Annotated in this window: 23 protein-coding genes; 10 read left to right on the top strand and 13 right to left on the bottom strand. The window is 46.3% G+C overall.

The features are described 5' to 3' along the window. Window positions 1–112: 112 nt before the first annotated feature. Window positions 113–1,507 (bottom strand): sigma-54 interaction domain-containing protein, encoded by a 1,395-nt coding sequence (locus tag FN782_RS07530; protein ID WP_342778370.1) that lies wholly within the window; start codon window positions 1,505–1,507, stop codon window positions 113–115. A gap of 193 nt (window positions 1,508–1,700) precedes the next feature. Here FN782_RS07530 and FN782_RS17280 point away from each other — a divergent pair, with 193 nt between their 5' ends. From FN782_RS17280 to FN782_RS17275, 3 genes are all read left to right on the top strand, one after another. After that, on the top strand, window positions 1,701–1,829 hold the full coding sequence (locus FN782_RS17280; RefSeq protein ID WP_281285923.1) for a hypothetical protein: 129 nt from the start codon (window positions 1,701–1,703) through the stop codon (window positions 1,827–1,829). A 223-nt stretch (window positions 1,830–2,052) separates the two neighbouring features. Next, window positions 2,053–2,418 carry a YybH family protein gene (locus tag FN782_RS07525; RefSeq protein WP_142505170.1) on the top strand — a complete coding sequence of 122 codons (366 nt, stop codon included), beginning with the start codon at window positions 2,053–2,055 and terminating at the stop codon, window positions 2,416–2,418. A gap of 73 nt (window positions 2,419–2,491) precedes the next feature. After that, window positions 2,492–2,620: a hypothetical protein gene (locus FN782_RS17275; protein WP_281285922.1), complete on the top strand. Its 129-nt coding sequence runs from the start codon at window positions 2,492–2,494 to the stop codon at window positions 2,618–2,620. Here the strand turns inward: FN782_RS17275 and ric are convergent. Both ric and FN782_RS07515 read right to left on the bottom strand, forming a co-directional pair. Then, the gene (gene ric, locus FN782_RS07520; RefSeq protein WP_142505169.1) at window positions 2,617–3,345 is read right to left on the bottom strand and encodes an iron-sulfur cluster repair di-iron protein; all 729 of its coding nucleotides are present in this window, start codon (window positions 3,343–3,345) and stop codon (window positions 2,617–2,619) included. The genes FN782_RS17275 and ric overlap by 4 nt on opposite strands. Before the next feature lie 186 nt (window positions 3,346–3,531). Beyond that, window positions 3,532–5,847 (bottom strand): nitric-oxide reductase large subunit, encoded by a 2,316-nt coding sequence (locus FN782_RS07515; RefSeq protein ID WP_142505168.1) that lies wholly within the window; start codon window positions 5,845–5,847, stop codon window positions 3,532–3,534. Window positions 5,848–6,040: 193 nt separating this feature from the next. On the opposite strand from FN782_RS07515, the gene FN782_RS07510 reads away from it, so the two are divergent. Then, a complete protein-coding gene (locus FN782_RS07510) occupies window positions 6,041–6,559 on the top strand; it encodes a DUF2249 domain-containing protein (protein ID WP_142505167.1) in 519 nt (172 codons plus the stop codon). A gap of 236 nt (window positions 6,560–6,795) precedes the next feature. Here FN782_RS07510 and FN782_RS07505 read toward each other — a convergent pair whose 3' ends face one another. The 5 genes from FN782_RS07505 to FN782_RS07485 are packed head-to-tail and all read right to left on the bottom strand — an operon-like array spanning window position 6,796 to window position 14,441. Next, on the bottom strand, window positions 6,796–7,986 hold the full coding sequence (locus FN782_RS07505; protein ID WP_142505166.1) for an MFS transporter: 1,191 nt from the start codon (window positions 7,984–7,986) through the stop codon (window positions 6,796–6,798). A 30-nt stretch (window positions 7,987–8,016) separates the two neighbouring features. Continuing rightward, window positions 8,017–8,739 carry a respiratory nitrate reductase subunit gamma gene (gene narI, locus FN782_RS07500; protein ID WP_142505165.1) on the bottom strand — a complete coding sequence of 241 codons (723 nt, stop codon included), beginning with the start codon at window positions 8,737–8,739 and terminating at the stop codon, window positions 8,017–8,019. Beyond that, the gene (gene narJ / locus FN782_RS07495; protein WP_142505164.1) at window positions 8,736–9,296 is read right to left on the bottom strand and encodes a nitrate reductase molybdenum cofactor assembly chaperone; all 561 of its coding nucleotides are present in this window, start codon (window positions 9,294–9,296) and stop codon (window positions 8,736–8,738) included. Before narJ ends, narI begins: the two co-directional genes overlap by 4 nt. After that, a complete protein-coding gene (narH, locus tag FN782_RS07490; protein ID WP_142505163.1) occupies window positions 9,296–10,774 on the bottom strand; it encodes a nitrate reductase subunit beta in 1,479 nt (492 codons plus the stop codon). Before narH ends, narJ begins: the two co-directional genes overlap by 1 nt. After that, window positions 10,764–14,441, bottom strand: coding sequence for a nitrate reductase subunit alpha (locus FN782_RS07485; protein ID WP_142505162.1), 3,678 nt, complete (start codon window positions 14,439–14,441; stop codon window positions 10,764–10,766). The genes narH and FN782_RS07485 overlap by 11 nt, the downstream gene beginning before the upstream one ends. 196 nt (window positions 14,442–14,637) lie before the next feature. Between FN782_RS07485 and FN782_RS07480 the strand changes: the two genes are divergently transcribed. Continuing rightward, window positions 14,638–15,342: a Crp/Fnr family transcriptional regulator gene (locus FN782_RS07480; protein ID WP_185956124.1), complete on the top strand. Its 705-nt coding sequence runs from the start codon at window positions 14,638–14,640 to the stop codon at window positions 15,340–15,342. 177 nt (window positions 15,343–15,519) lie between these two features. Next, on the top strand, window positions 15,520–16,407 hold the full coding sequence (locus FN782_RS07475) for a metal-dependent hydrolase (RefSeq protein WP_185956123.1): 888 nt from the start codon (window positions 15,520–15,522) through the stop codon (window positions 16,405–16,407). Here the strand turns inward: FN782_RS07475 and FN782_RS16765 are convergent. The 4 genes from FN782_RS16765 to FN782_RS07460 all read right to left on the bottom strand — a co-directional run bounded on the left by FN782_RS16765 (window position 16,399) and on the right by FN782_RS07460 (window position 20,022). Beyond that, window positions 16,399–16,548: a hypothetical protein gene (locus FN782_RS16765; protein WP_185956122.1), complete on the bottom strand. Its 150-nt coding sequence runs from the start codon at window positions 16,546–16,548 to the stop codon at window positions 16,399–16,401. The two genes, FN782_RS07475 and FN782_RS16765, sit on opposite strands and share 9 nt — an antisense overlap. A 59-nt stretch (window positions 16,549–16,607) precedes the next feature. Then, window positions 16,608–18,056 (bottom strand): cardiolipin synthase, encoded by a 1,449-nt coding sequence (cls, locus tag FN782_RS07470; protein ID WP_142505159.1) that lies wholly within the window; start codon window positions 18,054–18,056, stop codon window positions 16,608–16,610. Between the two features lie 117 nt (window positions 18,057–18,173). Then, on the bottom strand, window positions 18,174–18,791 hold the full coding sequence (locus tag FN782_RS07465; RefSeq protein WP_142505158.1) for a histidine phosphatase family protein: 618 nt from the start codon (window positions 18,789–18,791) through the stop codon (window positions 18,174–18,176). A 22-nt stretch (window positions 18,792–18,813) separates the two neighbouring features. After that, a complete protein-coding gene (locus FN782_RS07460) occupies window positions 18,814–20,022 on the bottom strand; it encodes a hypothetical protein (protein WP_142505157.1) in 1,209 nt (402 codons plus the stop codon). A gap of 152 nt (window positions 20,023–20,174) precedes the next feature. Here FN782_RS07460 and FN782_RS07455 point away from each other — a divergent pair, with 152 nt between their 5' ends. Next, complete coding sequence (locus tag FN782_RS07455; protein WP_142505156.1) at window positions 20,175–20,732, top strand: GNAT family N-acetyltransferase; 558 nt, start codon at window positions 20,175–20,177, stop codon at window positions 20,730–20,732. Between the two features lie 11 nt (window positions 20,733–20,743). Here FN782_RS07455 and FN782_RS07450 read toward each other — a convergent pair whose 3' ends face one another. Beyond that, window positions 20,744–21,211, bottom strand: a complete 468-nt coding sequence (locus FN782_RS07450) for a hypothetical protein (RefSeq protein WP_142505155.1) — start codon at window positions 21,209–21,211, stop codon at window positions 20,744–20,746. 184 nt (window positions 21,212–21,395) lie between these two features. On the opposite strand from FN782_RS07450, the gene trmB reads away from it, so the two are divergent. From trmB to FN782_RS07435, 3 genes are all read left to right on the top strand, one after another. Continuing rightward, on the top strand, window positions 21,396–22,046 hold the full coding sequence (gene trmB, locus FN782_RS07445; RefSeq protein WP_142505154.1) for a tRNA (guanosine(46)-N7)-methyltransferase TrmB: 651 nt from the start codon (window positions 21,396–21,398) through the stop codon (window positions 22,044–22,046). A gap of 260 nt (window positions 22,047–22,306) precedes the next feature. Continuing rightward, window positions 22,307–22,906 (top strand): 30S ribosomal protein S4, encoded by a 600-nt coding sequence (rpsD, locus tag FN782_RS07440; protein WP_142505153.1) that lies wholly within the window; start codon window positions 22,307–22,309, stop codon window positions 22,904–22,906. Window positions 22,907–23,069: 163 nt separating this feature from the next. Then, the gene (locus FN782_RS07435; RefSeq protein ID WP_142505152.1) at window positions 23,070–23,468 is read left to right on the top strand and encodes a cytidine deaminase; all 399 of its coding nucleotides are present in this window, start codon (window positions 23,070–23,072) and stop codon (window positions 23,466–23,468) included. The last annotated feature ends 19 nt before the right edge of the window (window positions 23,469–23,487 follow it).

The following is a 23,487-nucleotide window of genomic DNA, read 5'->3' as shown; positions in this document are numbered from 1 at the left end:
CTTAATCCATCTGTATTTATACCTCGTATGAAGCTTGAACGACGAAATTTTAATGAATTGATTAGAGTATGTACTTAACCCACCTTATTTATCAAAATCCTTCCATTTATGCCTACCCTTTTATTCCATATTTTTTCATTTTTTGATAAAATCCAGACCGGCTGATCCCCAGCATGCGGATCGTTTGCTCCCGATCCCCGTTATTGACCTTTAATGCACGAAGGATTGCCTCCCGTTCCGCTTTCTCTACCGTTTCTTTCAATGTGGAGGGAAAGCGCTTTTTTGTTTTTCCGTCCACAATACGTGCAGGCAAATCCTCCTGCCGAATTTGATCTGTTTCTATCATATGTAAAGCATGTTCCAGTACATGTTTTAATTCTCTTACATTTCCCGGCCAATCATAGTGAAACAAGGACTCCATGGCTTCCGGATCGATTCCCTTTACACGAACCCCCACTTCCTGAGCCAGCTCTTGCAAAAAATGCATCACCAATTCCGGAATATCATCAGAGCGTTCCCGAAGCGATGGAACAAACAACGTAATAACATATAACCGATGGAACAGGTCTTCCCGAAACTGGCCTTCCCGAACCATCTCTTCCAAGTCCCTGTTACTGGCCGCAATCACCCGAACATCTGCTTTTATCGGATGAACAGCTCCCACGGGTTCAATCTCTTTTTCCTGCAATACCCGCAACAGCTTGGCCTGCATGGTTACGGGCAATTCTCCAACTTCATCCAAGAAAATCGTTCCCCGGTGCGCCATTTCAAATTTCCCTTTCCGCCCTCCTTTGACCGCACCGGTAAAAGCGCCCTCCGCATATCCGAACAGCACCGATTCAATCAGTGTTTCTGGAATCGCAGCACAGTTTACCTTGATAAACGGCCCTGAACTCCTGCGACTCAGTCGATGGATGGAATGAGCAAACAATTCTTTCCCTGTTCCGCTCTCCCCACCGATAAAAACCGTGGAGTCGCTGGGGGCCACACGCCGGGCAACAGCCTTTACTTCTTTTAGCTTTGGATTGCGTCCGATAATGTCTTCCAACCCGTATTTGACCCCCAGATGTTTGATCAACTCCCCCTTGTAGTAATCCAATTCCTCTTCCAGTTGAAGTACCTTGGCGGAAAGGGCATGCAATTCACCTACATCCTGGAACAACACCTTTCCTACCACGGCAACCACCTTACCATCTCTGGTAATGGGGATTCTGTGTACCAGCATATTTGTGTTCCGCAGTTTCTGTATCTGGGCAATCTCCGCTTCACCCGTTCGGGCGACAATATGCATACGGGTATTTTCCACCACTTCTGTCACATGGCGGCCGATGGCATCTTCCACGTTCACCTGTAAAAACTTCGCATAGGTCTGGTTGAGCATTCGCACAAACCCTTTGGGATCGGTAATGATAATCCCTTCATAGGCACTTTCAAAAGCGGCTTCAATCATCTCCTTGGAATTCCTACACGCTTTATATGCATCCAGTACTTGTTCAAGGGAGTTCACAACATCACCTTTTCCCTATCAACGTTTAATCCCATATTATCTATTTTTTCAGAAATGGGGAACCCTTGGTGATTCACAAAAAGAAAACCCTTTCTTTTAATATTGATAAGCTTTTGATAGTATGAAAATAACGGGTAAACACTCGTAAAACATTCATCAACTGGCTAACCAAAAGTTACAGGAGTGATTCCGCATGATTTACTTGGTAAATGACCCAAACGATGAGATTGAAGTGGAAATTGAAGACGGAGAATTGGAAATTGAAATTGGTGATTTTGAAATTGAAATCAGCGAAGATGGAATTGAATTTGAACTTGATTAAGTCAAAAAATGTTCTCCAATACCCATAGAAGGATGTTATATCTATAGGAGATGGCTTGTGCCATCTCTTTTTATTCCCCTTCTCAGAATTGGAAAATGGAGAAGAGGACAAATGGGGGTTGGTAAGTTATAGATGGTCATCAGGGGATCATGTGCTGGGTGATGATGGTTGGACGGGTGGAAGGCATACCTTTGCAGTCCAAATTGTAAGAAGGAGGGTCAATATGGGTTATCAAAAGGCTCTAGATGAATATATCCAAGCGACAAATACACATGATTTTGCAAATGTAAAAAAAGTATTGCACGAAAAGGCATTATATTGGTTTACAGATCAAACCTGTACAACAATCGAAGAAATTGAAAACTATTTTAAGAATGCTTGGGATATGATTCAAGATGAAGTGTATTCAGCAACGGATGTACGTTGGTTCGTTACGGATCAAAACTCGGCAACCTGTACGTATACCTACCATTACGAAGGTTATCATAAAGGGAATTTTGTTTCGGGTCGTGGGAGAGCAACAAATGTTTTTGTAAAAGATAACGATGGGGCATGGAAGCTCATTCATGAGCACTTGAGCAGTCCATAAAAAAAGAAGCCGGAAAAACCCGGCTTCTTTTTTTATGGACTGCTGACAAAGGAAAATAAGAGGGGGATATCCGGTGAAGCAGACTCCTTCCACTTCCTTGCTGGAGGATAGAGATGCGGAAACGGATATCTCCCCTTCACCACTTTGTCATGAACCTCAGAAGCCGGAAAAATTCGGCTTCTTTTCTTTTGCAGTCAGTTAGTTAGCACGTTCAGCATCCGACATCTGTTGATCACGCAATCGTTTAAAGAGAATATGGTTCTCCAGATGAATATGTCGATGAAGGTCTTCTTCCAAAGCCTCCAGTTTTCCATAAGTCACTTGATAACTCCGACATGCATCTGAAGGTGCCTGATAGCCATTGGTAATTTTCCTGATCGTCTTTAAGTTCTCTCCCGTTTCATCATGTTCTGCCTCCATCTTGTCCAAAATGACAATCACTTGGTTCAGAATAGGCAACGATGCCTCTTTTTCAAACTGACGAATCAATGGAAAGAGGATTTTTTCTTCTTTTACCAAGTGGGAACTTAATTCCATATTCATTTCATCAAACAGACGCTTCACTTCATAAAGATCCGGGTGACGATGACCATGGACCTTGGTAATTTTGGACATCCAGGCTTCAATCAGAGGAAGTTCTCTCACCGTATATGCATGATGTACGTCCACAATATGATCGATCAGACGGCTAAGATCTGCCTGAGTCCAGTCCACTTCCTGATGATTCGTATTCCATTCTGCATAGGCATCATTTAGTTTGGCCAGCATTTGTTCCTGATCCACACTGCTTTTTTGAAGTGCATCCTGCAAAGTGCGGTGTCCACCGCAACAAAAATCAATTCCATGCGCTTTAAAGAGGTCCGCCGCGTGGGGAAAGACGGTAACAATATCTCCGATGGGCTCATTTCCGTTAAATTTTACACTCATTTCATATCCCCTCCTGAGAGAATCGCAAGGCAATGTAGCATGGGCCTGATTCCGTCTTCACTTTGCTTAATAAACACATGGAAACGTAGAGAAACTGTTTCAAACCAAGACCAACCCTTCCGCCCTTATTGTTCCATACCAATTAAACCAAAACAGTGATTCCGATCACAGGTAATGAGATAAATTTCATCCATTGGGTGATTCAGGCTTTCGGAGAGAAAACATCGCCCGGAGAGAAAACCAGACAAGTGGAACCACCCCGATGAGCAAAAAGACCACATCCGGGATCATTCTCAGCCATAGAAACAGACGGACCATACCGTCCTGGTAGAAAGAAGGATCACGCGCCACCCAAAACCCTTGGGTAAAGGAGGTTTCCAATTGGATCATTCCTACCGGCAACAGCGTAATAAGGATCATCCCTGCCAATCCCAGATTTAGTCCCCACAGGGAAACCTTTAAGATCCGATCATTCCATTTCTCCGGTTTTACCAAGTTTCGCAACGTATACAGCAATACCGCGATGGCAAACATCCCATATACGCCCATCAATGCTCCGTGACCATGGGCGGGGGTCAGCCAAGAACCGTGCTGGAAATAGGAAACGGCCGGGAGATTGATCAGAAAACCGAGAACCCCAGCACCCACTAAATTCCAAATGGCCGTGGAGATCAAGAACCAGAAGGACGCCCGGTAAGGAAAGTGAACGCCTCCCTGTTTCAGTACCCGATATTGTCCATAGGCCTCCAAGATCAACAACGTAAGAGGAATCACTTCCAGTGCGGAAAAGACGGCACCCAACCCAATCCAGGCTTCCGGAGCTCCAATCCAGTAATAGTGGTGACCCGTCCCGATTACTCCACTGCCCAGAAGGAGAATCAACTGAAAGTAAAGGGCACGAACGGTGGATTTCTTTGTCACCAGTCCCATTTGAACCATTAAAAAGCCAATCACAATCACCGCAAACACTTCAAATATACCTTCCACCCACAAGTGGATAATCCACCAACGCCAGTAGTCCGCATAGGTAATGTTGGTTCCTGGGTTGATCAAAAAGGCAAAAACATAGAACAACGGAACAGCAATCGCCCCATAGAATAGTAAGTGAACCAGCCCGCCTTTGTCTGATTCACTTCGCAAGGAGCTTCTCAGTGCTCTCCAGACAATGACCAGCCAAATTCCCATTCCTGCCGCCAACAGATACTGCCAGAAACGACCCAACTCCAGGTATTCCCATCCTTGATGACCAAATAAAAACCACTGGTTTCCAAGATACCCTTTTACTCCTAACCATTCACCAATCATACTGCCAAAGACCAGAACCACCAAAGCCCAGAACAGAATATCCACAAGAAGGCCTTGCCTTCGAGGTTCACGCCCGCTGACCAAGGGAGCCACATAGATCCCCATTCCCAGCCAAGCCGTTGCAATCCAGAAAATGGCCAGTTGCAAGTGATAACCTTTTGCGATGTTAAAGGGCATGATTTCTGCCACTTGATCCAAACCGTAAAAACTGTCTGGCTCCAGATAATAATGGGCTAACAATCCCCCAAAGGTGGCTTGGATCAAAAAGAGAACCGCCACAACCGCAAAGTATTTCCCCGTCTTCACTTGACTTGTTGTAACAGGAATCCGATCTAGATTAAATGTCGGAAACTTCCCTGGTTCATAGGCATCGTGCATATCCAGTTGATATCGTTGATACAGGTAGAGGATCAAGGCAACAAACCCGATCAGAAGAGCCACACTGGCAGCGCTCCACCATACGGCCGAATAATCCATTCCATTTCCGGCTTCCTTATCGAAGGGCCAGTTGTTTGTATATGTGTGATCCTCTCCAGGACGTTCCGTTCCCGACAGCCAAGCTGTCCAGAAAAAGAAATCCGCAATTTGCTCCAATTGATTTCCTTCTGCCACCCATGCCCGCACACCAACAGGCATATGTTCTTCCTTCACCAGCCCCGGCAAAATCCCATACCCGTCTCCATCCGTAAACTGTTCAGCATAATGATCCCGGATCTTCTCCAGGCTGTATACTTGGGATGCAGTCAACGTCAGGCGGTCTTGATCCGAATTGTATCGGTTTTTCTTGATCTCTTCCTTCACCTTCTCAGCAATCACCAACTGGTCCGCTTGATTCAGTTCCTTAAAGGATTGCTGAAAATCTTTCTTCGCATGATACTCCCGCATGCCATCCACCATCAGGTGTAATGTCTCCGCTGTATAATCCGGTCCTAGGTAAGAACCATGCCCCAACACCGAGCCATAATCCATCAAACCGTATTTTTGATAAACCGCTTGCCCGCCTTTGATACTTTCCACCGTCATTACCACTTCGCCAGACGGATCGACGACCTCCGTCGGTCGTGGAGCTTTGGACTCATAAATCCAATAGCCTCCCAACAGCAACACGGAAAAACCAAAAATCAATGTCAGGATCAGGGACTGTTTCAAAATGGACAGCCGCTTTTTCTGCGGCTGAGTGTTCAACCGGGTTTCCATTTCCCCCGCCCCCTTAGGAATGGTTTTGCTTTCCATTTGAGTATAGGTAACAATGAAAAGGGGAAGCTGTGATGAACAGCACAATGGAGAAAGGTTCATCAATCTGCCACACCATTTTTGTGAAAAAAATCACAAATATATGCCTCATAACGTGTAAGATAGTTGCAGGACCTTTTAAAGGAGGGGAAAGATCATGGTTTTCACCAATCAATCCGAAAGGCTGGAATTAGATGTTCGTATGGAACTGAAAAATGGACAAGACCCGTTCGATAAGATCATGGACAGCGTTAAACAGTTGCAGGAGCACCAAACATTTATTCTCCATACCACCTTTAAGCCATACCCATTAATCAGCCTGATGGAGATGAAAGGGTATGGCGGTCATTCCAAAGAAGTGACAACAGAGCACTGGATCACCACATTTGTTCATAAAAACCGACAGCACCCGGATCAATATGAAGCCTCTTCATCGTTGCCCTCGGAAGCCGATCTCATCCGCTCAAGCGAGCAAAACCCTTGTGGAGCGGTTGCCAGGATCATTCAGTTTCTTCAACGTGCAAACCCTGGGGACAGCTGTTCCTTTCCTGTCAATCAGATTTCCGATTCCCTCCAAGAACAACTGGAGTCCTTGGGAGTGGAATGCCGGATTGAACAAAAAACGAATCAACCCTCTTACTTAACGGTTAAAAAGTTGGCAGTCCCAGAAAGATAACGATAAACAAAGACGATGCCGATTGGCATCGTGAGACTGCTGACAAAGGTAATTAAGAGGGAAATTTCCAGTGAAGTATTCTTTTTCGACGACCCAGCAGAACCCCTGGAGATCACCGTTTAGCGGATATTTTGTCCGCTGGTTGGGACCGGAGGAGGTGAAGCGGACTGTTTCCACTTCTTTTTGTTGAAGCCTTCACCACTTTGTCATCGTTTTTTCAAGCAAATGGTTATCCTCTATCCCCATTTTGCTTTTATCTGGGAGTCATTTCCATGGTGACGATCATACAAACGCCTATTCATAATGAGACAGATCAACGCATAAACCGCCAACAGAACAAATCCAAGAAAGTAATTACCAGTCATATCTTTTACCATTCCCATCAGGATCGGCGGAAAAAATCCACCGATTCCACCAGCTGCTCCCACAATCCCTGTTACCGCTCCCGTCTGTTCGGGTGCCACTTCAGGAACCAGTTTAAAGACAGCTCCATTTCCCGCTCCAAGCATCACACCACCAATCAGACAGCCTAAGGTAAACGCGATGATATTTTCTGTAAAAAAGCTGATCAGCAAAGCGCAGCTCAAAATTCCGGCAAACAGGGCGGTCAAAACCTTTCCAGCCCCCCACCGATCCGCCAGATATCCCCCTACCGGACGGACAAAGGTAGCGATGGCGACAAAACCGGCTGCACGAAGTCCCGCATCTACAGGCGTCAGATAAAACAGATCCTGCAATAACGTGGGTAAATAGATCCCAAATGCGACAAACCCTCCAAACGTGAGGAAATAGTAGAAAGAAAGCACCCATGTATCACGGATTTGGACAACGGATAAGGCGTCTTTCAAGGTACGGGTTTTTGGGGGCCGGGGCAAATCCTGGGTCACCAACCAGAAAAGGAGAGCCATCATCCCCACCAAAATCCCCCAAGTCCAGAATGCCCATGAGACACCGAGTGAGGCCACAATGGTGGGAACTGTAAAACCGGCAACGGCCGTCCCAAAGTTTCCCATTCCAGTGATCCCCAAAACAAGCCCTTGTTTTTCTGGAGGATACCAACGAGAAACATAGGCGATGGCGATCGCAAATGTGGTCCCTGCCATCCCAATGAAAAAGGCCCAAAAGAGAAGCATTGCATAAGAATCAGCAAATCCCGCTCCCGCCATGGGAAGGGTTAGAAACAGCATCATCAGGGTATAAACCCGTCTGCCTCCAAACCGATCGGTTAGAATTCCAAGCGGAATCCGCATGATGGAACCAAGCAAAACGGGCGTGGCAACCAAAACGCTTTTTTCCGTAGCACTTAATCTGTATATCTCCTGCAATGTATTGGCCATTGGAGAAAAAACGGCCCAAACAGCGAAGGATACAACCATAGCGATTGTGGAAAACCAGAGTGCGGACGTCCGTCCCTTCAATGTTTCCATTGATAAACCCTCCGTTTCGTTCATTGGAAATCAGTGGGTAACGCTTTTCTCCATTGATTGAGAAGAAGGGCGATGACCTCGACGTCGGTAAACGACATAACTTCTGCGTAAATACCAGAGCGGAAAGCTGAACGCATGAACCAGCCGAGTAAAGGGCCAGAGTGCGAACAGAGCAAAAGCCAACACAATATGGATTTTAAAGGTGATCGGCACGGTCTCCATCAATGACGGATCTGGTTGAAGAAGGAGGACACCTCGCAACCAGGGACTGATGGTCTCGCGGTAATCAAATCCGGAATGATCTAAACCATTGAAGAGAGTTGCGGTCATCCCCGTCATGATTACCAGAGTAATCATGACAATGGACAACAGATCCCCTGGGGTACTGGTTACGCGGATACGGCGATCCAGCAATCTGCGAAACAAGAGGATCAATGCTCCAACTCCCGCCGCCAAGCCGGCCAAACTTCCTGCCCATACAGCTATGGCGTGATAAATTTCATCCGATATGCCCATTCCCCGATGCCACTGTATCGGGATTAACAGACCCGCAACATGCCCGGCAACAACAAACAATATTCCCCAATGGAACAGCAGACTGCCCCAACGAAGCCATCTCTTCTCCAGGAATTCACTGGACTTGGATGTCCAACCAAAGGGATCATTTCTCATGCGAACGATCAACACGATCACAAATACGGTCAGCACTAGATAGGGGTACACTCCCCACAGAAACAGCGGCATTCCACTCATTTGCACCCTTCCCCCTTTCGATCCGTGGATGAAACACCCACAGCCTCCAAAGCAGCAATCGATGCATCCAACACATGGACATAAGGACTTTTCATTTGATCCAGCTCATCCCGAATGAAACGAATTGTCTCCACATGTTCACCAAAAACGTCGGAAATCGTATCGACGTCTACAGCCGAAGCAAATTCCAGCATAAGAGGTAGATAGTCTGACAGTTCATTTTCTGTGGGTTCCAATCCGGCCAAACGATATTTTTGCTTCATTTTCAGAAGTACCGAACCCCGTTCCTGCTGTTCTCCAAAACGGGCATAGGTTACATACAGATTGGTGGAACGTCCAAAATCAAACGTCTGGACATACCGGGCACACCACTCGTCTTGTTCAACCTGAGCAAACCTGTCCAGAAACTGGTTGAAGGAAGAAAAGACTTCAGGCCATTCCTGTAGGTCATTCACTTCTTTCCTGACCCAGTCCAGGGAGGTCCACCACTTTTGGTCAGGGTACAACAGAAAAAAGGAGGCAAGTTGAAAGACGCGACGAATCGCTTCTAAATCCATCACCAATCCCCCATTCCAGCACAGGAACCTGGACCACTCGCAAAGTCCAAACCACAACTTCCCTGTTCCGACATGAGATCGGACACCTCTTCCCGATGAGCTGGCGGAATGACAAAGCGGTCGCTGTACTTCGCCACTGCCAACAAGTGGTACATCTCTTCCACGGTCTCCATATCCAGACCCGTTTCCGACAACCATTCCATCTTCGGTTCCTGTTCTAGATTGCGTGCACGCATGTGGATTCGCATCGCTGCCATTTTCTTCAACACTGTCCGGATGACTTGCTCATCCCCCGCTGACAACAAATTGGCAAGGTAACGGATCGGAATACGCATCTGATCAATTCCCGGAAACAAATCTTCCGGTTCGGCATCACTTCCTTCCCCCTCAAAACATTGCAGAATCGGACTCAGGGGTGGAACATACCAGACCATTGGTAACGTCCGGTATTCAGGATGCAATGGGAGAGCGATCTTCCAGTCTACAGCCATTTTGTATACCGGCGAATGGCGGGCTGCTTCCAACCAATCCTCTGGAATCCCCTCTTTCCGAGCCGCTTCGATCACTTTGGGATCAGAGGGATCAAGAAATACATCCAGCTGAGCCTGATATAAGTCTTTTTCGTCTGTAACGGAAGCAGCCAATTCCACCTGGTCTGCATCGTAGAGAAGCAATCCCATATAGCGAATCCGACCGACACACGTTTCAGAGCAAATCGTGGGCATTCCCGCCTCAATCCGGGGGAAGCACAAGGTGCATTTCTCCGCTTTATGCGTTTCCCAGTTAAAATAAACTTTTTTATAGGGACATCCGGACACACAGTAGCGCCACGCTTTACAGGCGTCTTGATCCACCAGAACGATCCCGTCCTCCTCCCGTTTGTACATCGCCCCAGATGGACAGGAAGACACACAGGGCGGATTTAGACAGTGTTCACACAGCCGGGGAAGGTACATCATAAATGCTTGCTCAAAATCCATCCGGATAGATTCTTCCAGCCCCTTCATATCCGGGTCTTCCATTCCGGTAACATGAGCTCCCGCCAAATCATCTTCCCAATTGGGACCCCACAGAATTTCCATGGGATCTCCAGTAACCACCGAATGTGGTCGGGCAACGGGCTGATGCCGCTTTTGAGGGCTGTCTGTCAGTTTCTCATAATCATAAATCCAAGGTTCATAGTAATCTTCTATCGTAGGTTGATAGGGGTTATGAAACAGATTGAGCAGACGATGGGCACGGGAACCGGAACGAAGTTCCGGTTTCCCACCTTTTAGTTCCCAGCCTCCCCCATATTGTTCTTGGTCCTCCCAACGCTTTGGGTAACCGACCCCCGGTTTGGTTTCCACATTGTTAAACCACATATACTCGGCACCCTGCCGATTGGTCCATGTATTTTTACAGGTCACACTACAGGTGTGGCAACCGATGCATTTATCCAGATTCATCACCATGGCGACTTGCGCTTTAATCTTCAAGCCAGTCCACCTCTTTCATCTTTCGAATCACCACATTTAAATCACGTTGGTTCCCTGTGGGACCATAATAATTAAATCCGTAACTCAGCTGGGCATATCCTCCGATCATATGCGTCGGCTTCACATGAATCCGTGTCGGACTGTTGTGCGTCCCACCCCGATTTTGGGTCAGCTTACTTCCTGGTACGTTAATATGTCGATCCTGGGCATGATGCATAAAGGCCATCCCCCTAGGGATTCGATGGGAGACCACCGAACGGGCGACAACCACTCCATTCCGGTTAAAGCACTCAATCCAGTCGTTGTCCTGAACCTCAATTTCCCTAGCATCCCCATCATTCATCCAAACCGTAGGACCCCCGCGAAACAGGGTAAGCATATGCTGGTTGTCAAAAAACATGCTGTGTATCGACCATTTGTTATGGGGAGTCAGATAATTGAGTGTAATTTCCTTTCCTTCTGCAACCGGCCGTTTCGCTTCAGGATGAAAGGGATCATGCATAAAGGTTGGCCTGAATGTAGCCATTTGCTCACCAAATTCTTTGATCAGTTCATGATCCAAATAAAATTGTTGCCGACCGGTTAATGTACGCCACGGGATCTTTCGCTCCACATTGGTGGTAAAGGGAGAATATCGGCGCCCTCCTTTTTCCGACCCGCTAAATGCCGGGGAGGTAATCACCGTCTGAGGCTGTGCCGTAATTTTCTCAAATGTAAATTGGTCCTCTGCTCGCTCTTCGGCAAGATCTTTAAGGGTTAGTCCCGTTTTCTTCTCCAACGCCTCCCAAGCTTTTACCGCCAACTTCCCATTGGTCGTGCTGGATAAAGCCAGAATCGCTTCTGACATCCGCCGATCCGTGGAGAGGTCCGGGCACCCTTGACCCGCTCCGCGCTTCACTGTTCCCAACAACCGCTTCAGCTTCTCATATTCCTCATCCACCATCCAGGAAATCCCTTTGATGCCGATCGGTTTATTTTTTACATTGGGACCCAGAGAGGTCATTTTTTCAAATACCTTGGCATAGTCCCGTTCCACTATATGGATCTGAGGCATGGTAACACCTGGAATGGGATCGACTTCCCCCTGACTCCAATCCTGAATATGACCAAGAGGTTGAGCCAGTTCACCCGGTGAATCATGCAACAACGGTGTCGCCACTACATCCCGTTGTGGACCGGCAAATTGCGTTTTTGCCATCTCTGAAAAAACCTTGGCCAACGACTTGAACGTATCCCAATCCGAGCGGGACTCCCACTGCGGTGCCACTGCCGGATTGAGGGGATGTACAAAGGGGTGCATATCCGTACTGCTCATATCATGCTTTTCATACCAGGTCGCTGCCGGAAGAATGACATCCGAGTAAAGAGCGGTTCCTGACATCCGAAAATCCACATCAACCAACAAATCCAGCTTGCCTTCAGCTGCTTTCTCGCGCCAGTTCACTTCTTTCGGACGCAACCCCGTTTCATCATCATTCATCAATCCATGGCTGGTGCCCAACAAATGCTTCAAAAAATACTCATGTCCTTTTCCACTGCTGGAAATCAGGTTGGCGCGCCAAACAAAGAGAACACCTGGAAAATTGTCTGGATCATCGGGATCTTCGATGGCATACTGGAGACGTTTTTTCTTCAACTTTTCTGCCACATAAGATCCCACTTCTTTCACATTTTTCGCACCTGCTTCTTCAGCTTCCCGGTAGAGTTCCAATGAATTCTGATTAAATTGCGGATAGGAAGGCAACCAGCCCAGTCGTGCAGCCATCACATTATAGTCGGCATAATGAGCATACCGCGCTTTTTCCAGAGGAGAGACAAGTTTTTCAACGGGTGTTTCTTCATAACGCCATTGATCCGTCACAAAGTAAAAGAATGATGTTCCATTCTGAAGGCGTGGTGGGGCGGTCCAGTCCCTGGCAAAAGCGAGTGTTTGCCATCCCTCTGCCGGGCGAAGTTTTTCCTGTCCAACATAATGAGCCCATCCGCCTCCATTCACCCCTTGGCACCCTGTCATCAGCACTAGATTGAGAACGGCCCGGTAGATGGTATCCGAGTGATACCAATGGTTGATTCCCGCTCCGACAATAATCATGGATCTTCCACCCGTGTCCACCGCATTTTGGGCAAACTCGCGGGCAATCCGTGTCGCCATTTCGCGGTCCACCCCTGTAATTGCCTCCTGCCAAGCGGGCGTATAGGGGCAGTTCTCCGGTTCCTGTTCGTCCTTTTCACCCAGTTGCCGGTCTACTCCATAGTGAGCCAAAGTCAAATCATACACGGTTGTTACCAGCAGAGATCCGTTCTCTTTCTCCACCCTTTTTACAGGAACCGTCCGTTCCACAATACGGCGCCCTTTGGGATCAAAACAAGGCACTTTTACCATCACCCGCTCATCTTCCACACCGAGCAAGCTCAGCCGCAGATTGACATCTTTCCCGCTTTCTGCATCCAAGGGCTTTAGATTCCACTTGCCCCCTTCCTCCCAACGAAACCCCATACTTCCATGAGGGGTTACCAGATCATCCGTTTTTTCATCAACCGCGACTGTTTTCCACTCTGGATGATCCATCTTCTTATCCAAATCGCTGGCCCGAAGGAATCGATCGGCCACAAAACCATTTCCGTCAGGCTTTAAAGTAATAAGAAAAGGAAAGTCCGTATAATCTTTTGCATATTGAATAAAGGAAGGAGTTTCCCTTTCAACATAAAATTCTTTTAATATGACGTGCCCCATGGCCATTGCCAGTGCTCCATCCGTTCCTGGACGGATGGACAGCCACTGATCGGCAAACTTTACGTATTCCGCATAATCCGGACTGATGGAAACCACCTTTGCGCCCCGGTATCGAGCTTCTGTCATAAAGTGAGCATCCGGTGTCCGGGTCATCGGTAAATTGGAACCCCAAACCAACAAATACCCGGCATTGTACCAATCACTGCTTTCCGGAACATCTGTCTGATCCCCCCATATCTGAGGGGAAGCGGGTGGCAAATCCGCATACCAATCGTAAAAACTTAGCAGCGGGGCGCCGATCAACGAGAGAAAACGTGCCCCGGATGCGTAACTCACCATCGACATCGCAGGAATTGGTGAGAATCCAACAATCCGATCCGGCCCCTTCTTTTTTATGGTATAGATCATGGAAGCAGCAATCAGTTTCAACGCTTCTTCCCATGTCACTCGAACCAATCCGCCTTTTCCTCTGGCAGATTTAAAACGCTGGGCCTTTTCCGGATCTTCTACGATGGAAGACCAAGCCTTCACCGGATCACCTTTTTTTTCCATCCCTTCTCTGAACATTTCAAGCAAACATCCGCGTATATAGGGGTATTTCACACGAAGGGGACTGTATAAATACCAGGAAAAGCTGGCCCCCCGAGGACATCCCCGCGGTTCAAAATCAGGCATATCGGGTCCAGTGGAAGGGTAATCGGTTCGTTGTCCCTCCCAAGTGACCAGTCCATCTTTCACATAAATATTCCAACTGCAGGAACCTGTACAGTTGACTCCATGAGTGGAACGAACCACCTTGTCATGTTGCCAGCGTCTGCGGTATACCTCTTCCCAATTTCTTCCTCGGTCAGATATCTCACTCCAATGATTTGCCATTCGTTCCCGCTCTTTGAAAAAACGAAGTGGACTTGAAATCGCCCGTTTCTTTTTCATTGATGATTCCCCTTCCAAAAACAGATCCAATCTGCCGTCAACCAATTTGGATATGATAAATTGGTTAGTAACAGCGTATTACAGGTCTCGCAATGGCATCTGTGATTTTTTTCACAATCTATCCTCTCGATCCAATGAAATATCTGAATGGTCACAAACTGTTCAGAAAGAGATCCATAAAAAAGGAAGTGGTGGAATGCAGAATCAAAAGCCCAAGCGGTTTATGGATCATCTAACGCCTAAAAATCGGGAACGAATAACCGAAATCATGACCATTAAAAATATCCCAGCTGGAAATTACCTGTTTCATGACCAGGATCTTACGAATAATCTGTATTTAATCGTGGACGGTCGGGTTCAAGTCACCAAGATTACCGATCAAGGAATGGAATTAACCTTTGCTCTGAAACAGGCTGGTGATTTATTGGAAACGTCCGCCTTCTGGGGGACACAGTACTGTACATGTTTTGCTCTGACGCTCCTGGATACAGTTGTCGGAGTGATCCGATTCCAAGACTTAGAAAATTTGTGGCGTCAATATCCGGATCTGTCCGTTGAATTTATGCGTTGGATGGCACTGGAACAACGGATTATGCAATCCAAAATGCGCGATCTGATGCTCTATGGTAAATCCGGGGCCCTTTGTTCCACTTTGATCCGCCTTGCCAATACCTTTGGAACCCCCACTGAAGATGGGATTTATATCGATATCAAGCTTACCAATCAGGACCTAGCTTATTTTATTGGAGCTACGCGGGAAAGCGTCAACCGAATTTTGGGAAAATGGAAGACTGATCAGGTACTGTCTATAAACAACGGATGCATTTTCATTCATAACATTCAATACTTAAAAGACCTCATTCAATGTGAAGAGTGCCCCATCGATATCTGCGTATTATAACCCTTCTTCCTATTCATTGCTGAACATCCCTGTATTGCGATATAATAGAATTGGCTGCATTCCACGGGTCTTTGAAATACAGCCAAAAGCCGCGAAGAGGGTTCTTCGCGGCTTTTAACTGTAAACATTATTTGCCTGATGTGGCGTGAATCAACATCGAAAAGGAGATGGGCCACAATGGACAACCTGACGCATGGTCTTCTTGGGTATATGGTTTATGCAGCCTCCAGCAAAGAAGAGGAAAGTAACAAAGAGAAGGTGGGATATGCAACGGTTGCAGTAGTCGGTGCGGAAATACCGGATATTGAAGGATTTACTACCTTCATGGGACCGGAAATTTATCTCACCTGGCACCGGGCATTTACCCATTCCATTCTATTTTCTCCCGTGATCGCCTTGCTGGCTGTTGCGATTGTCTTTTTGTTTAATCGATCACTGCGATGGGGAAAAGCATGGTTACTGGCCTGGGTCGCCACCCTGACGCATATTGGTTCCGATTGGGCCAATACTTGGGGAACCGGTCTTCTGGAACCTCTTGTCCAAGAGCGCTATTCCCTTGGAATCCTTCCCATTGTTGATGTGATCATCCTTCTGATTTTTACCGTCGGCTTTCTACTCAAGCGGAAATTTAAAACCGCCTGGGTCTTTCGGGGTGTTGGAGTCGCTCTCATCCTTTACATCGTTTTTCAAGCAGGACACGCAGCCTGGTTGAAGTCCCAATTGGACGGATTTGATTCGGTTACTGTCAGTGCCACGCTAATGCCTACCCAATACCATATGGTGGCACAAAAAGGGGATGAATTCCACTATTACGACGGCTCCTTTCTCAACGGTCTCCAAAAAGTAGGTAAAACCAGAACAGAAAATCATCCCGCAGTAAAAAAAGCTCTGGCCTCCAATGGGGAAGCTAAAGCCTTGACCCGTTTCCTCTCCGTCTACGGAACAGAAGTCAAGGAAACGAAAAAAGCCTATCAGGTCCTGTTCTACGATCCCCGTTTCCGGTTGCAAAACCCCTTTTTATTGAGCACGGAAGTCAAGGTGCCAAAGGAAGAACCATCAAAATGAGATTTTTTCTTCTTCCCAAATTCGCTTGACTGTGAAATCAGGCCATCCTACTTCATACACATTAGGATTGGTAAGCTCACTCCACTGTTCAAATCCAACTTCAACATCGAAGTATTTTAACAGAACGTTAAAGGCCGCCATGGGTAACAACGACCACCCGTTCGGCCTTTATTTGACGAACCAGATAGAGATTCATATTCTTACAGAATGGGTGATAACAGCCTGGATATCGACTCTTTAAACCGGATCTTCAGCGAACGTTGCTGATAGTCTTCCAATGTCAACTCACGCGACTGCTCCATATCCTTTCGAAAAATAGAGGCCATTTGCATTGCAGTCGGTCGATTATAAATAAAAGCATTCACTTCAAAATTTAATCGAAAGCTCCGTACATCAATATTCGCCGTTCCTACAGATCCGATTTCTTCATCCACCATAATGGTCTTCGCATGAATAAATCCATTTTCATAGATATAGATTTTCGCGCCGGTTTTCAGAAGTTCCCCAATATAGGAGTATGTAGCCCAATAAACAAACATATGGTCCGGTTTGTTTGGAATCATCACACGAACATCTACACCGGACATTGCCGCAATACGCAGTGCATCCAGCAAACTGGCATCCGGAATAAAATACGGCGTTTGAATATAGACAGAACGCTTGGCGGAAGAGATCATCTTGATATATCCGTTTTTAATCTGCTCCCACTCGGAGTCAGGACCGCTGGAAACAATCTGCATCGCCACATTTCCACTTACCTGAGACTCCGGAAAGAGCCCAGCAGAATACCGAATCTCATGCTGTTCCGTCGCTTGATTCCAATCCAGGATAAACCGCGTTTGCAACGCATGGACCGCTCTTCCTTCTACACGCATATGCGTATCCCGCCAGTAACCAAATTTCGGCTTTAATCCAAGGTATTCATCGCCGATATTAAAGCCTCCCACATAACCAATCTCTCCGTCAATGATCCCCAGTTTACGATGGTTACGGTAATTCAGCCGAAGATTGATAAACGGAATCCGGGAAGGAAAAAATGTCTCTACCTCTCCCCCTGCTTTTATCAATTGGCGAAAAGCCCGTTTCGTCAGCTTTCTTGATCCCAAATCATCATAAAGAATCCGGACTTTTACCCCTTCCTTCGCTTTTCGGGTCAAGGTTTGAATCAGTTTCTTCCCAAGACGATCATTACGAAAAATATAATATTGCAGGTGAATATGCTCTTTTGCCCTTTCGATGTCACGAAATAATGCATGAAACTTCTTCTTTCCATCTGTAAACAATTTTACATGATTATCTTGTGTTAAGACCGCTTCATTGTTGATCAATTGCATATAGATAAGATCCCGGTTTTCTTTTGCACAGCGATCCAGAAAATGAAAACTGCCGTCTTTCAACGATTGAATCTGCTTGGATATCAAATCTTCAATCCCAATCTTATTGATATCTTCCCAGTCAAACAATCGTTTGCGGCTTAGGTTTTGTCCAAAAATAAGGTACAAAATGAATCCCAAAATCGGAATAAAAAACATCACCAACAACCAGGCCCATGTCGAGCTGGCATCTCTTCGTTCCATAAAGATTACAATTGCAGCAAACAGCAAGTTTAGTATAAATAAAACACTCAACAGTATAGTAATAAAATCCATCTCTGGTCCTCTCTTGATTTATTTCCTATAGTATATCACGTTTCCCTTCAAAAAATGGAATAACCTTCTTTATCAATAAAAAGCCGGCTCGATCAACGAACCGGAATCGTATCATCATTATATGGAGGTCCCCTCTGACCTCAAGTGTGCCACATCATTCACTTTTTCCACACGCCATCCCGTATCTGAATGATGCACCAAATGGGAAACGGATGTGTTCTGAATCCGGTTGCGCCCAGGACCGTAAAGTCCACCACTGATCGCCTGTAATACGGTGTTGATACTTCCTCCATGACTGATGACAGCGACGCGCCGTCCTGTGTGCTCGCGAACAATGTGATCCAATGTAGCCAACATTCGAGCCCGAATCTTTTCGGCAGCCTCCACTCCATATTTTCCACCCATATACCAGACAGTCGACCAATCATCAGAATGCTTCTCCTTGACTTCTTCGAGCATACGTCCTTCCCACTCTCCCATACATCGCTCCCGAAGAGAAGAAGAAGTATGTATCGACAGATCTCTCCCTGTGGCTACCTGTTCCGCTGTTTGAACCGCACGCTTCAAATCACTGGAATAAATGGCATGAAAGGTAACACTTCTCAAAAACTTCCCCAAAAGCCGGGCCTGTTCCATCCCTTCCGGAGACAAGGGCTCATCCTGATGCCCCTGGACACGCTTGATCTTATTCCAGTGTGTCTGTCCATGCCGAATCAGAAAGATCTCTGTCTCCATACCCTTTTCCTCCTTGATGATTTCACCCTTTGCCTATCCATTGAAACACCTTTTTTTCCACGTTCCATTTCAATTCATATGTTTTAATCGTTTGTCCCTGACCATTCAATTGATCCACTGTTAAGATCCGGACTGATTCCCCGTCTACTTTTTTTCCAATCAGTAACAATCGAAACCGGGCTTTACCACTCCGTGAAAGAGAAGGGTCCAAAAAGTGATCTTTTTTCCCGACCAGACCATCAGGTGTCCCTTTAAAATAAACATTCTTTTTCTGATCCAACAGGACAAATCGGTCCACTATTCCCCGATACAATATTTCCTTTGAATCAGAGGGTAAGGTTTTTCCACCTTGAACAGCCAAAATGGACTGAGGTCCCTGGCGGTTTTCAATCTCTCCCCTATGTACAATTCGGGCCGATTTCCCCAACACCTTTGTCAATCGTTCATTTAAATGACTTTCCGACCAGCTGGAGGATAACAGAGAAGGATCAATGGTATAAACAAGCGATCGCAATCCTCGCTTGGATGAACGTGCTCCGGCGATTACGGTCACTTTATTTCCGGGAGAAGGAGGCGAGCTGATCGACCAGCGGGGGGCTAGCACTTCATCTTCCTCCAATGGAAACCGAACCAACTCCCACTGATTTTTTCCCCGCTGAGCGGTTAAAACAGCAAAACGGTCATCCTGTTTGATTGATATTTCCCAAGGCTTCTCTCCTTTTACCGCAATTGATTCATTCACCGGAACCTCACGAGGGCTGGAAGGAACTTTAATCTGATAACCCAGGTCCAGGATTTCTTGAGTCAGAGACAAGAGCTCCTCTTGTGCATTTGGATGTTTCACACTGGACTCAGAAGCTTCTGTTTGCTGACTCGGTTGCTTGAGCGGTGCATAAACGGTCTCCTCGCTTTTTTGCCTTCCCGTATGAAAAAGATTGATGCGATACGCTTTTGCTTTTGGATCATAAACCATAACAGCCACATAGGTTCCATCATAACTGTATCCCAGTAGATATGGACTATCCTTAATATATTTCTTGAATTCATCCTGTCCGACTAAACTTCTCAGTCGGGGAACTCCATGCTGATCCTGCAAAAATTCCTCCATCCGGTATTTCTTATCAAATCCAAGCAAGGGTTTCAGAGCCGAGAAACCATTCTCCTGACTCAAAAAAAAGAGAATACATCCGACCAGACAGATCAGAAGGCCAACTTTCACCCATCGCGGCACAATGCCACACTCCCCATCCGTAATATATCTATCTTAACGAAACCAAGCCCCTTTTGACTATCGTCCAATTTCGATTGATTTCCGTTCAGTATGGGCATACAGCTGTAAATTCTGTAAAAAACTAAACCAAAAGCCGGAAATGGAGAGTCACCATGAACCTTACCATACAGGCTGGAGAAAACCTATATCTGATTTTATTTCAGTCACATCACGCCTCCGCCCTATTTCACCTGATAGAAAAGAACCGCTCGCTCTTGGAACCGTGGCTTCCCTGGATACGAAGAATAAGAGATATAAACGGAATCAAAGGCTATATTCAACGTTCGCTCACCTCTTTCAGCCAAGGCCATGAAGCACACTTTGGAATCTGGAATCAGGGCGTATTGATCGGGTCCATCACGGTTGAGCGAATGGATCACTTCAACAAAGTAGCGGAGCTAGGATACTGGCTTTCCCGCGATCAAACCGGACGGGGTCTCGTCACCCGTTCTGTTCAAGGGATTGCATCCTATCTTTTCCAAGAGCATAGGATGCATCGGTTGGAAATCCGGACTGAGGCAACCAATCACTCCAGTCGGCATGTGGCCATTCGAGCCGGCTTCCGTGAAGAAGGAATCCTGCGGGAAGCCCTTCAAACCGCACGGGGAACGGACGATTTGATCATCTATGGTCTCCTTTCTTCAGAGTTTGCCGAACCCGCTAATCCATAACCCCGGACCCTTCACTCAAAGGAACTGACCGGTCGGATCACCATACTTCCCTTCTCGCTTACACCCTGAAAGACAGCATGGGAAGGAGACAAAGATTTGGGCCACTCAGCAAAATCCCCTTGTGTTCCTTTAAAGTGTACATAACGCACCACTTTGTCTTCCTTTACAAAAACAAGGAGATCTTCGCCTTCTTTCAGGTCGGCGGCTAACGCTTCACCATCAGGCCATTCAAAACCCAAAGCCTGCTCCATCTTATCTAAGGAGGTTCCCGGACCAAAAATAAATAACTGATCCCATGAAAACCGGGTGACATAATTCATCCGTAAAATCCCGTTTCCCTGTCCACCCCCTTTGCTTTTTTCCAGTTTTAAGACGGCGTCCTCTAAATCACTCTCCAGACTCGGTTGAGTGAGGGAATTTCCACAGGCAACCAAGATAAAGCATAATGAAAACATCCAAATATACTTTAACCATTTCATTGATTTCGTCCTCCTTTTCACTCCTTATTTTTCATTATAAAACAGTTTTGCTGTTCAAAGCTGACGAATATTTGACACTCTCAACAGTCGAAGGCATGATCGATAAAGATACAGATCGCTTCCCTGTATAGCCATTAAATCGGCTATACTATTGAGACCAAAAACAAAGGAGAAGGAGAAATCCATGCGCATCAGACGAAAACCTTATGCCAAAAAAGCGGTTTGTGAACATCCCAGGGTTGTGATGGAGCCAGTCAGTTACAAAGGCAGATGGAAGAAACTTTTTCAAAATGAGAATCCGATCTATCTAGAATTGGGAACAGGGAAAGGACAATTTATATCCAATGCCTGCATCTCCGATCCCCATGTGAATTGGATCGGGGTGGAACGAATTGAAGAAGTTCTCCTTCAAGCCCTCGCAAAAGCAGATAAAACGGAATGTACAAACCTTCGTTTTTTATGGATGGATGTCAACCATTTGGATGAAGTATTTGATGAGGGGGAAGTGGACAAAATCCATCTCCACTTCAGTGACCCCTGGCCGAAAAAACGACATGCCAAACGACGGCTCACCCATCACAGCTTTCTTGAGCGGTATAAAAACGTTCTGAAGGCAGACGGCCACATTTTGCTGAAAACGGATAATGAATTGCTTTTCGACTTTTCCGTAGAAGAGTTGGAACAATCGGGGTTCCGTATATTGGAGTACACCCGCGATCTTTACAATTCTCCCTATATACAAGGAAATATTGCAACTGAATATGAAGAAAAATTTGTCGCCAAGGGCTTCCCCATTTATTATCTCTTAGCCCAACCGGTAAAAGGTGCACATTGACAACCGGTTCTGATTCAAGATAATATGGTTTTGTATGGCTCAAATTGTTCCTTTCATAAAGGGAACTTGAGGATAGCCCAGCAAGTCAGGTGGTGAAACGTCACCCTCAACGATCCGCCTTCAGGGACAGCGGCTGATTTTTCCCCTGAAGTGTCCCTCTTTTCGCCGCTATCCGGAAAGCGTGGGCAACCTCAGCGGGTCGTCATCCCCTGTTTTGCGACATAAACTGCATGCATGAAAAGAAAGGAGCAACTTTATAAATGGCACGTTATACAGGACCTCGTTGGAAACTAAGCCGTCGCTTGGGAATTTCTCTTTCCGGAACCGGAAAAGAAATGAAGCGCCCCTATCCACCAGGACAACACGGTCCCAATCAGCGACGGAAGCTTTCTGAATTCGGTTTGCAACTTCAGGAAAAACAAAAGTTGCGTTTTATGTATGGAATGAATGAAAAACAATTCCGTTCCCTTTTTGAGCGCGCCGGCAAGTTAAAAGGGGTTCACGGTGAGAACTTTATGAAGCTGTTGGAATCCCGTCTGGACAACCTGGTATACCGTCTCGGATTCGCCAGGACCCGTGCACAGGCCCGCCAATTGGTCGTTCATGGTCATATCACCATCAATGGTCGGAAAATGGATCGTCCCTCCTACCAAGTGAAACCTGGTGATGTCATCGGTCTGCGGGAAAAAAGCCGCAACCTGACCATCATCAAGGAAGCTCTGGAGGAGCGCAACTTCCTTCCTGAGTACTTGAGTTTTGACGAAAATAAATTGGAAGGCACATACACCCGTCTTCCGGAACGGGAAGAACTTCCGGCTGAAATCAACGAGCGTCAAATCGTTGAGTTCTACTCCCGGTAATTAAAAACAAAGGTAAGCAACCTTCGTCTCAAAAGAAGGACACCTTTTGTCTTGTCCCCCCTGTGTAGTTAGGCAGGGGGGATTTTATCATTAGTTTATAACCATTTTCCTTGACCACCCGCGTTCTAAACATGCAAATTGTTTTTTCAGAGGAGGAGGAATATTGGATATTGAACAACGTTTATATCAAGCTGCGATTGAACTGATTCAAAGAAGATATCCGAAAGGTTGGGGTGGGGCAGCAGCAATGTACACCGAAAACGGAACGATTTTAACCAGTGTAGCACCGGAAGTGATCAATGCCTCAACCGAATTGTGTATCGAAACAGGTGCCATATTGGAAGCTCACAAATTGAACACAAGAATCACTCATTCCATTTGTGTGGTTCGTGATGATGAAATGTCTCCTTTCAAGGTGTTGACGCCCTGTGGGGTTTGTCAGGAAAGATTGTTTTACTGGGGTCCCAAAGTAAAAGCTGCCCTATCTTCACAGAATGGAGACCTGACTTACAAGACACTGGATGAAATCCAACCCTTTCATTGGTTGAATGCATACAAGTGACAAATAAAAGCGACCTCAC

Source organism: Melghirimyces algeriensis (assembly GCF_900182565.1).
In the GTDB taxonomy this organism is placed as follows: Bacteria; Bacillota; Bacilli; order Thermoactinomycetales; family DSM-45169; genus Melghirimyces; species Melghirimyces algeriensis.
This window is presented reverse-complemented; position numbering and strand designations above follow the sequence as displayed.

Excerpts from the sequence above, each read along its gene's own strand:
- FN782_RS07450 (WP_142505155.1), bottom strand. The coding sequence starts at position 21,211 with ATGAAATGGTTAAAGTATATTTGGATGTTTTCATTATGCTTTATCTTG.
- FN782_RS07525 (WP_142505170.1), top strand. The coding sequence starts at position 2,053 with ATGGGTTATCAAAAGGCTCTAGATGAATATATCCAAGCGACAAATACA.
- rpsD (WP_142505153.1), top strand. The coding sequence starts at position 22,307 with ATGGCACGTTATACAGGACCTCGTTGGAAACTAAGCCGTCGCTTGGGA.
- ric (WP_142505169.1), bottom strand. The coding sequence starts at position 3,345 with ATGAGTGTAAAATTTAACGGAAATGAGCCCATCGGAGATATTGTTACC.
- FN782_RS07465 (WP_142505158.1), bottom strand. The coding sequence starts at position 18,791 with ATGGAGACAGAGATCTTTCTGATTCGGCATGGACAGACACACTGGAAT.
- FN782_RS07510 (WP_142505167.1), top strand. The coding sequence starts at position 6,041 with ATGGTTTTCACCAATCAATCCGAAAGGCTGGAATTAGATGTTCGTATG.
- FN782_RS07485 (WP_142505162.1), bottom strand. The coding sequence starts at position 14,441 with ATGAAAAAGAAACGGGCGATTTCAAGTCCACTTCGTTTTTTCAAAGAG.
- FN782_RS07515 (WP_142505168.1), bottom strand. The coding sequence starts at position 5,847 with ATGGAAACCCGGTTGAACACTCAGCCGCAGAAAAAGCGGCTGTCCATT.
- FN782_RS07455 (WP_142505156.1), top strand. The coding sequence starts at position 20,175 with ATGAACCTTACCATACAGGCTGGAGAAAACCTATATCTGATTTTATTT.
- FN782_RS16765 (WP_185956122.1), bottom strand. The coding sequence starts at position 16,548 with ATGGCGGCCTTTAACGTTCTGTTAAAATACTTCGATGTTGAAGTTGGA.
- narI (WP_142505165.1), bottom strand. The coding sequence starts at position 8,739 with ATGAGTGGAATGCCGCTGTTTCTGTGGGGAGTGTACCCCTATCTAGTG.
- trmB (WP_142505154.1), top strand. The coding sequence starts at position 21,396 with ATGCGCATCAGACGAAAACCTTATGCCAAAAAAGCGGTTTGTGAACAT.
- FN782_RS07480 (WP_185956124.1), top strand. The coding sequence starts at position 14,638 with ATGCAGAATCAAAAGCCCAAGCGGTTTATGGATCATCTAACGCCTAAA.
- cls (WP_142505159.1), bottom strand. The coding sequence starts at position 18,056 with ATGGATTTTATTACTATACTGTTGAGTGTTTTATTTATACTAAACTTG.
- FN782_RS07505 (WP_142505166.1), bottom strand. The coding sequence starts at position 7,986 with ATGGAAACATTGAAGGGACGGACGTCCGCACTCTGGTTTTCCACAATC.
- FN782_RS17280 (WP_281285923.1), top strand. The coding sequence starts at position 1,701 with ATGATTTACTTGGTAAATGACCCAAACGATGAGATTGAAGTGGAAATT.
- FN782_RS07475 (WP_185956123.1), top strand. The coding sequence starts at position 15,520 with ATGGACAACCTGACGCATGGTCTTCTTGGGTATATGGTTTATGCAGCC.
- narJ (WP_142505164.1), bottom strand. The coding sequence starts at position 9,296 with ATGGATTTAGAAGCGATTCGTCGCGTCTTTCAACTTGCCTCCTTTTTT.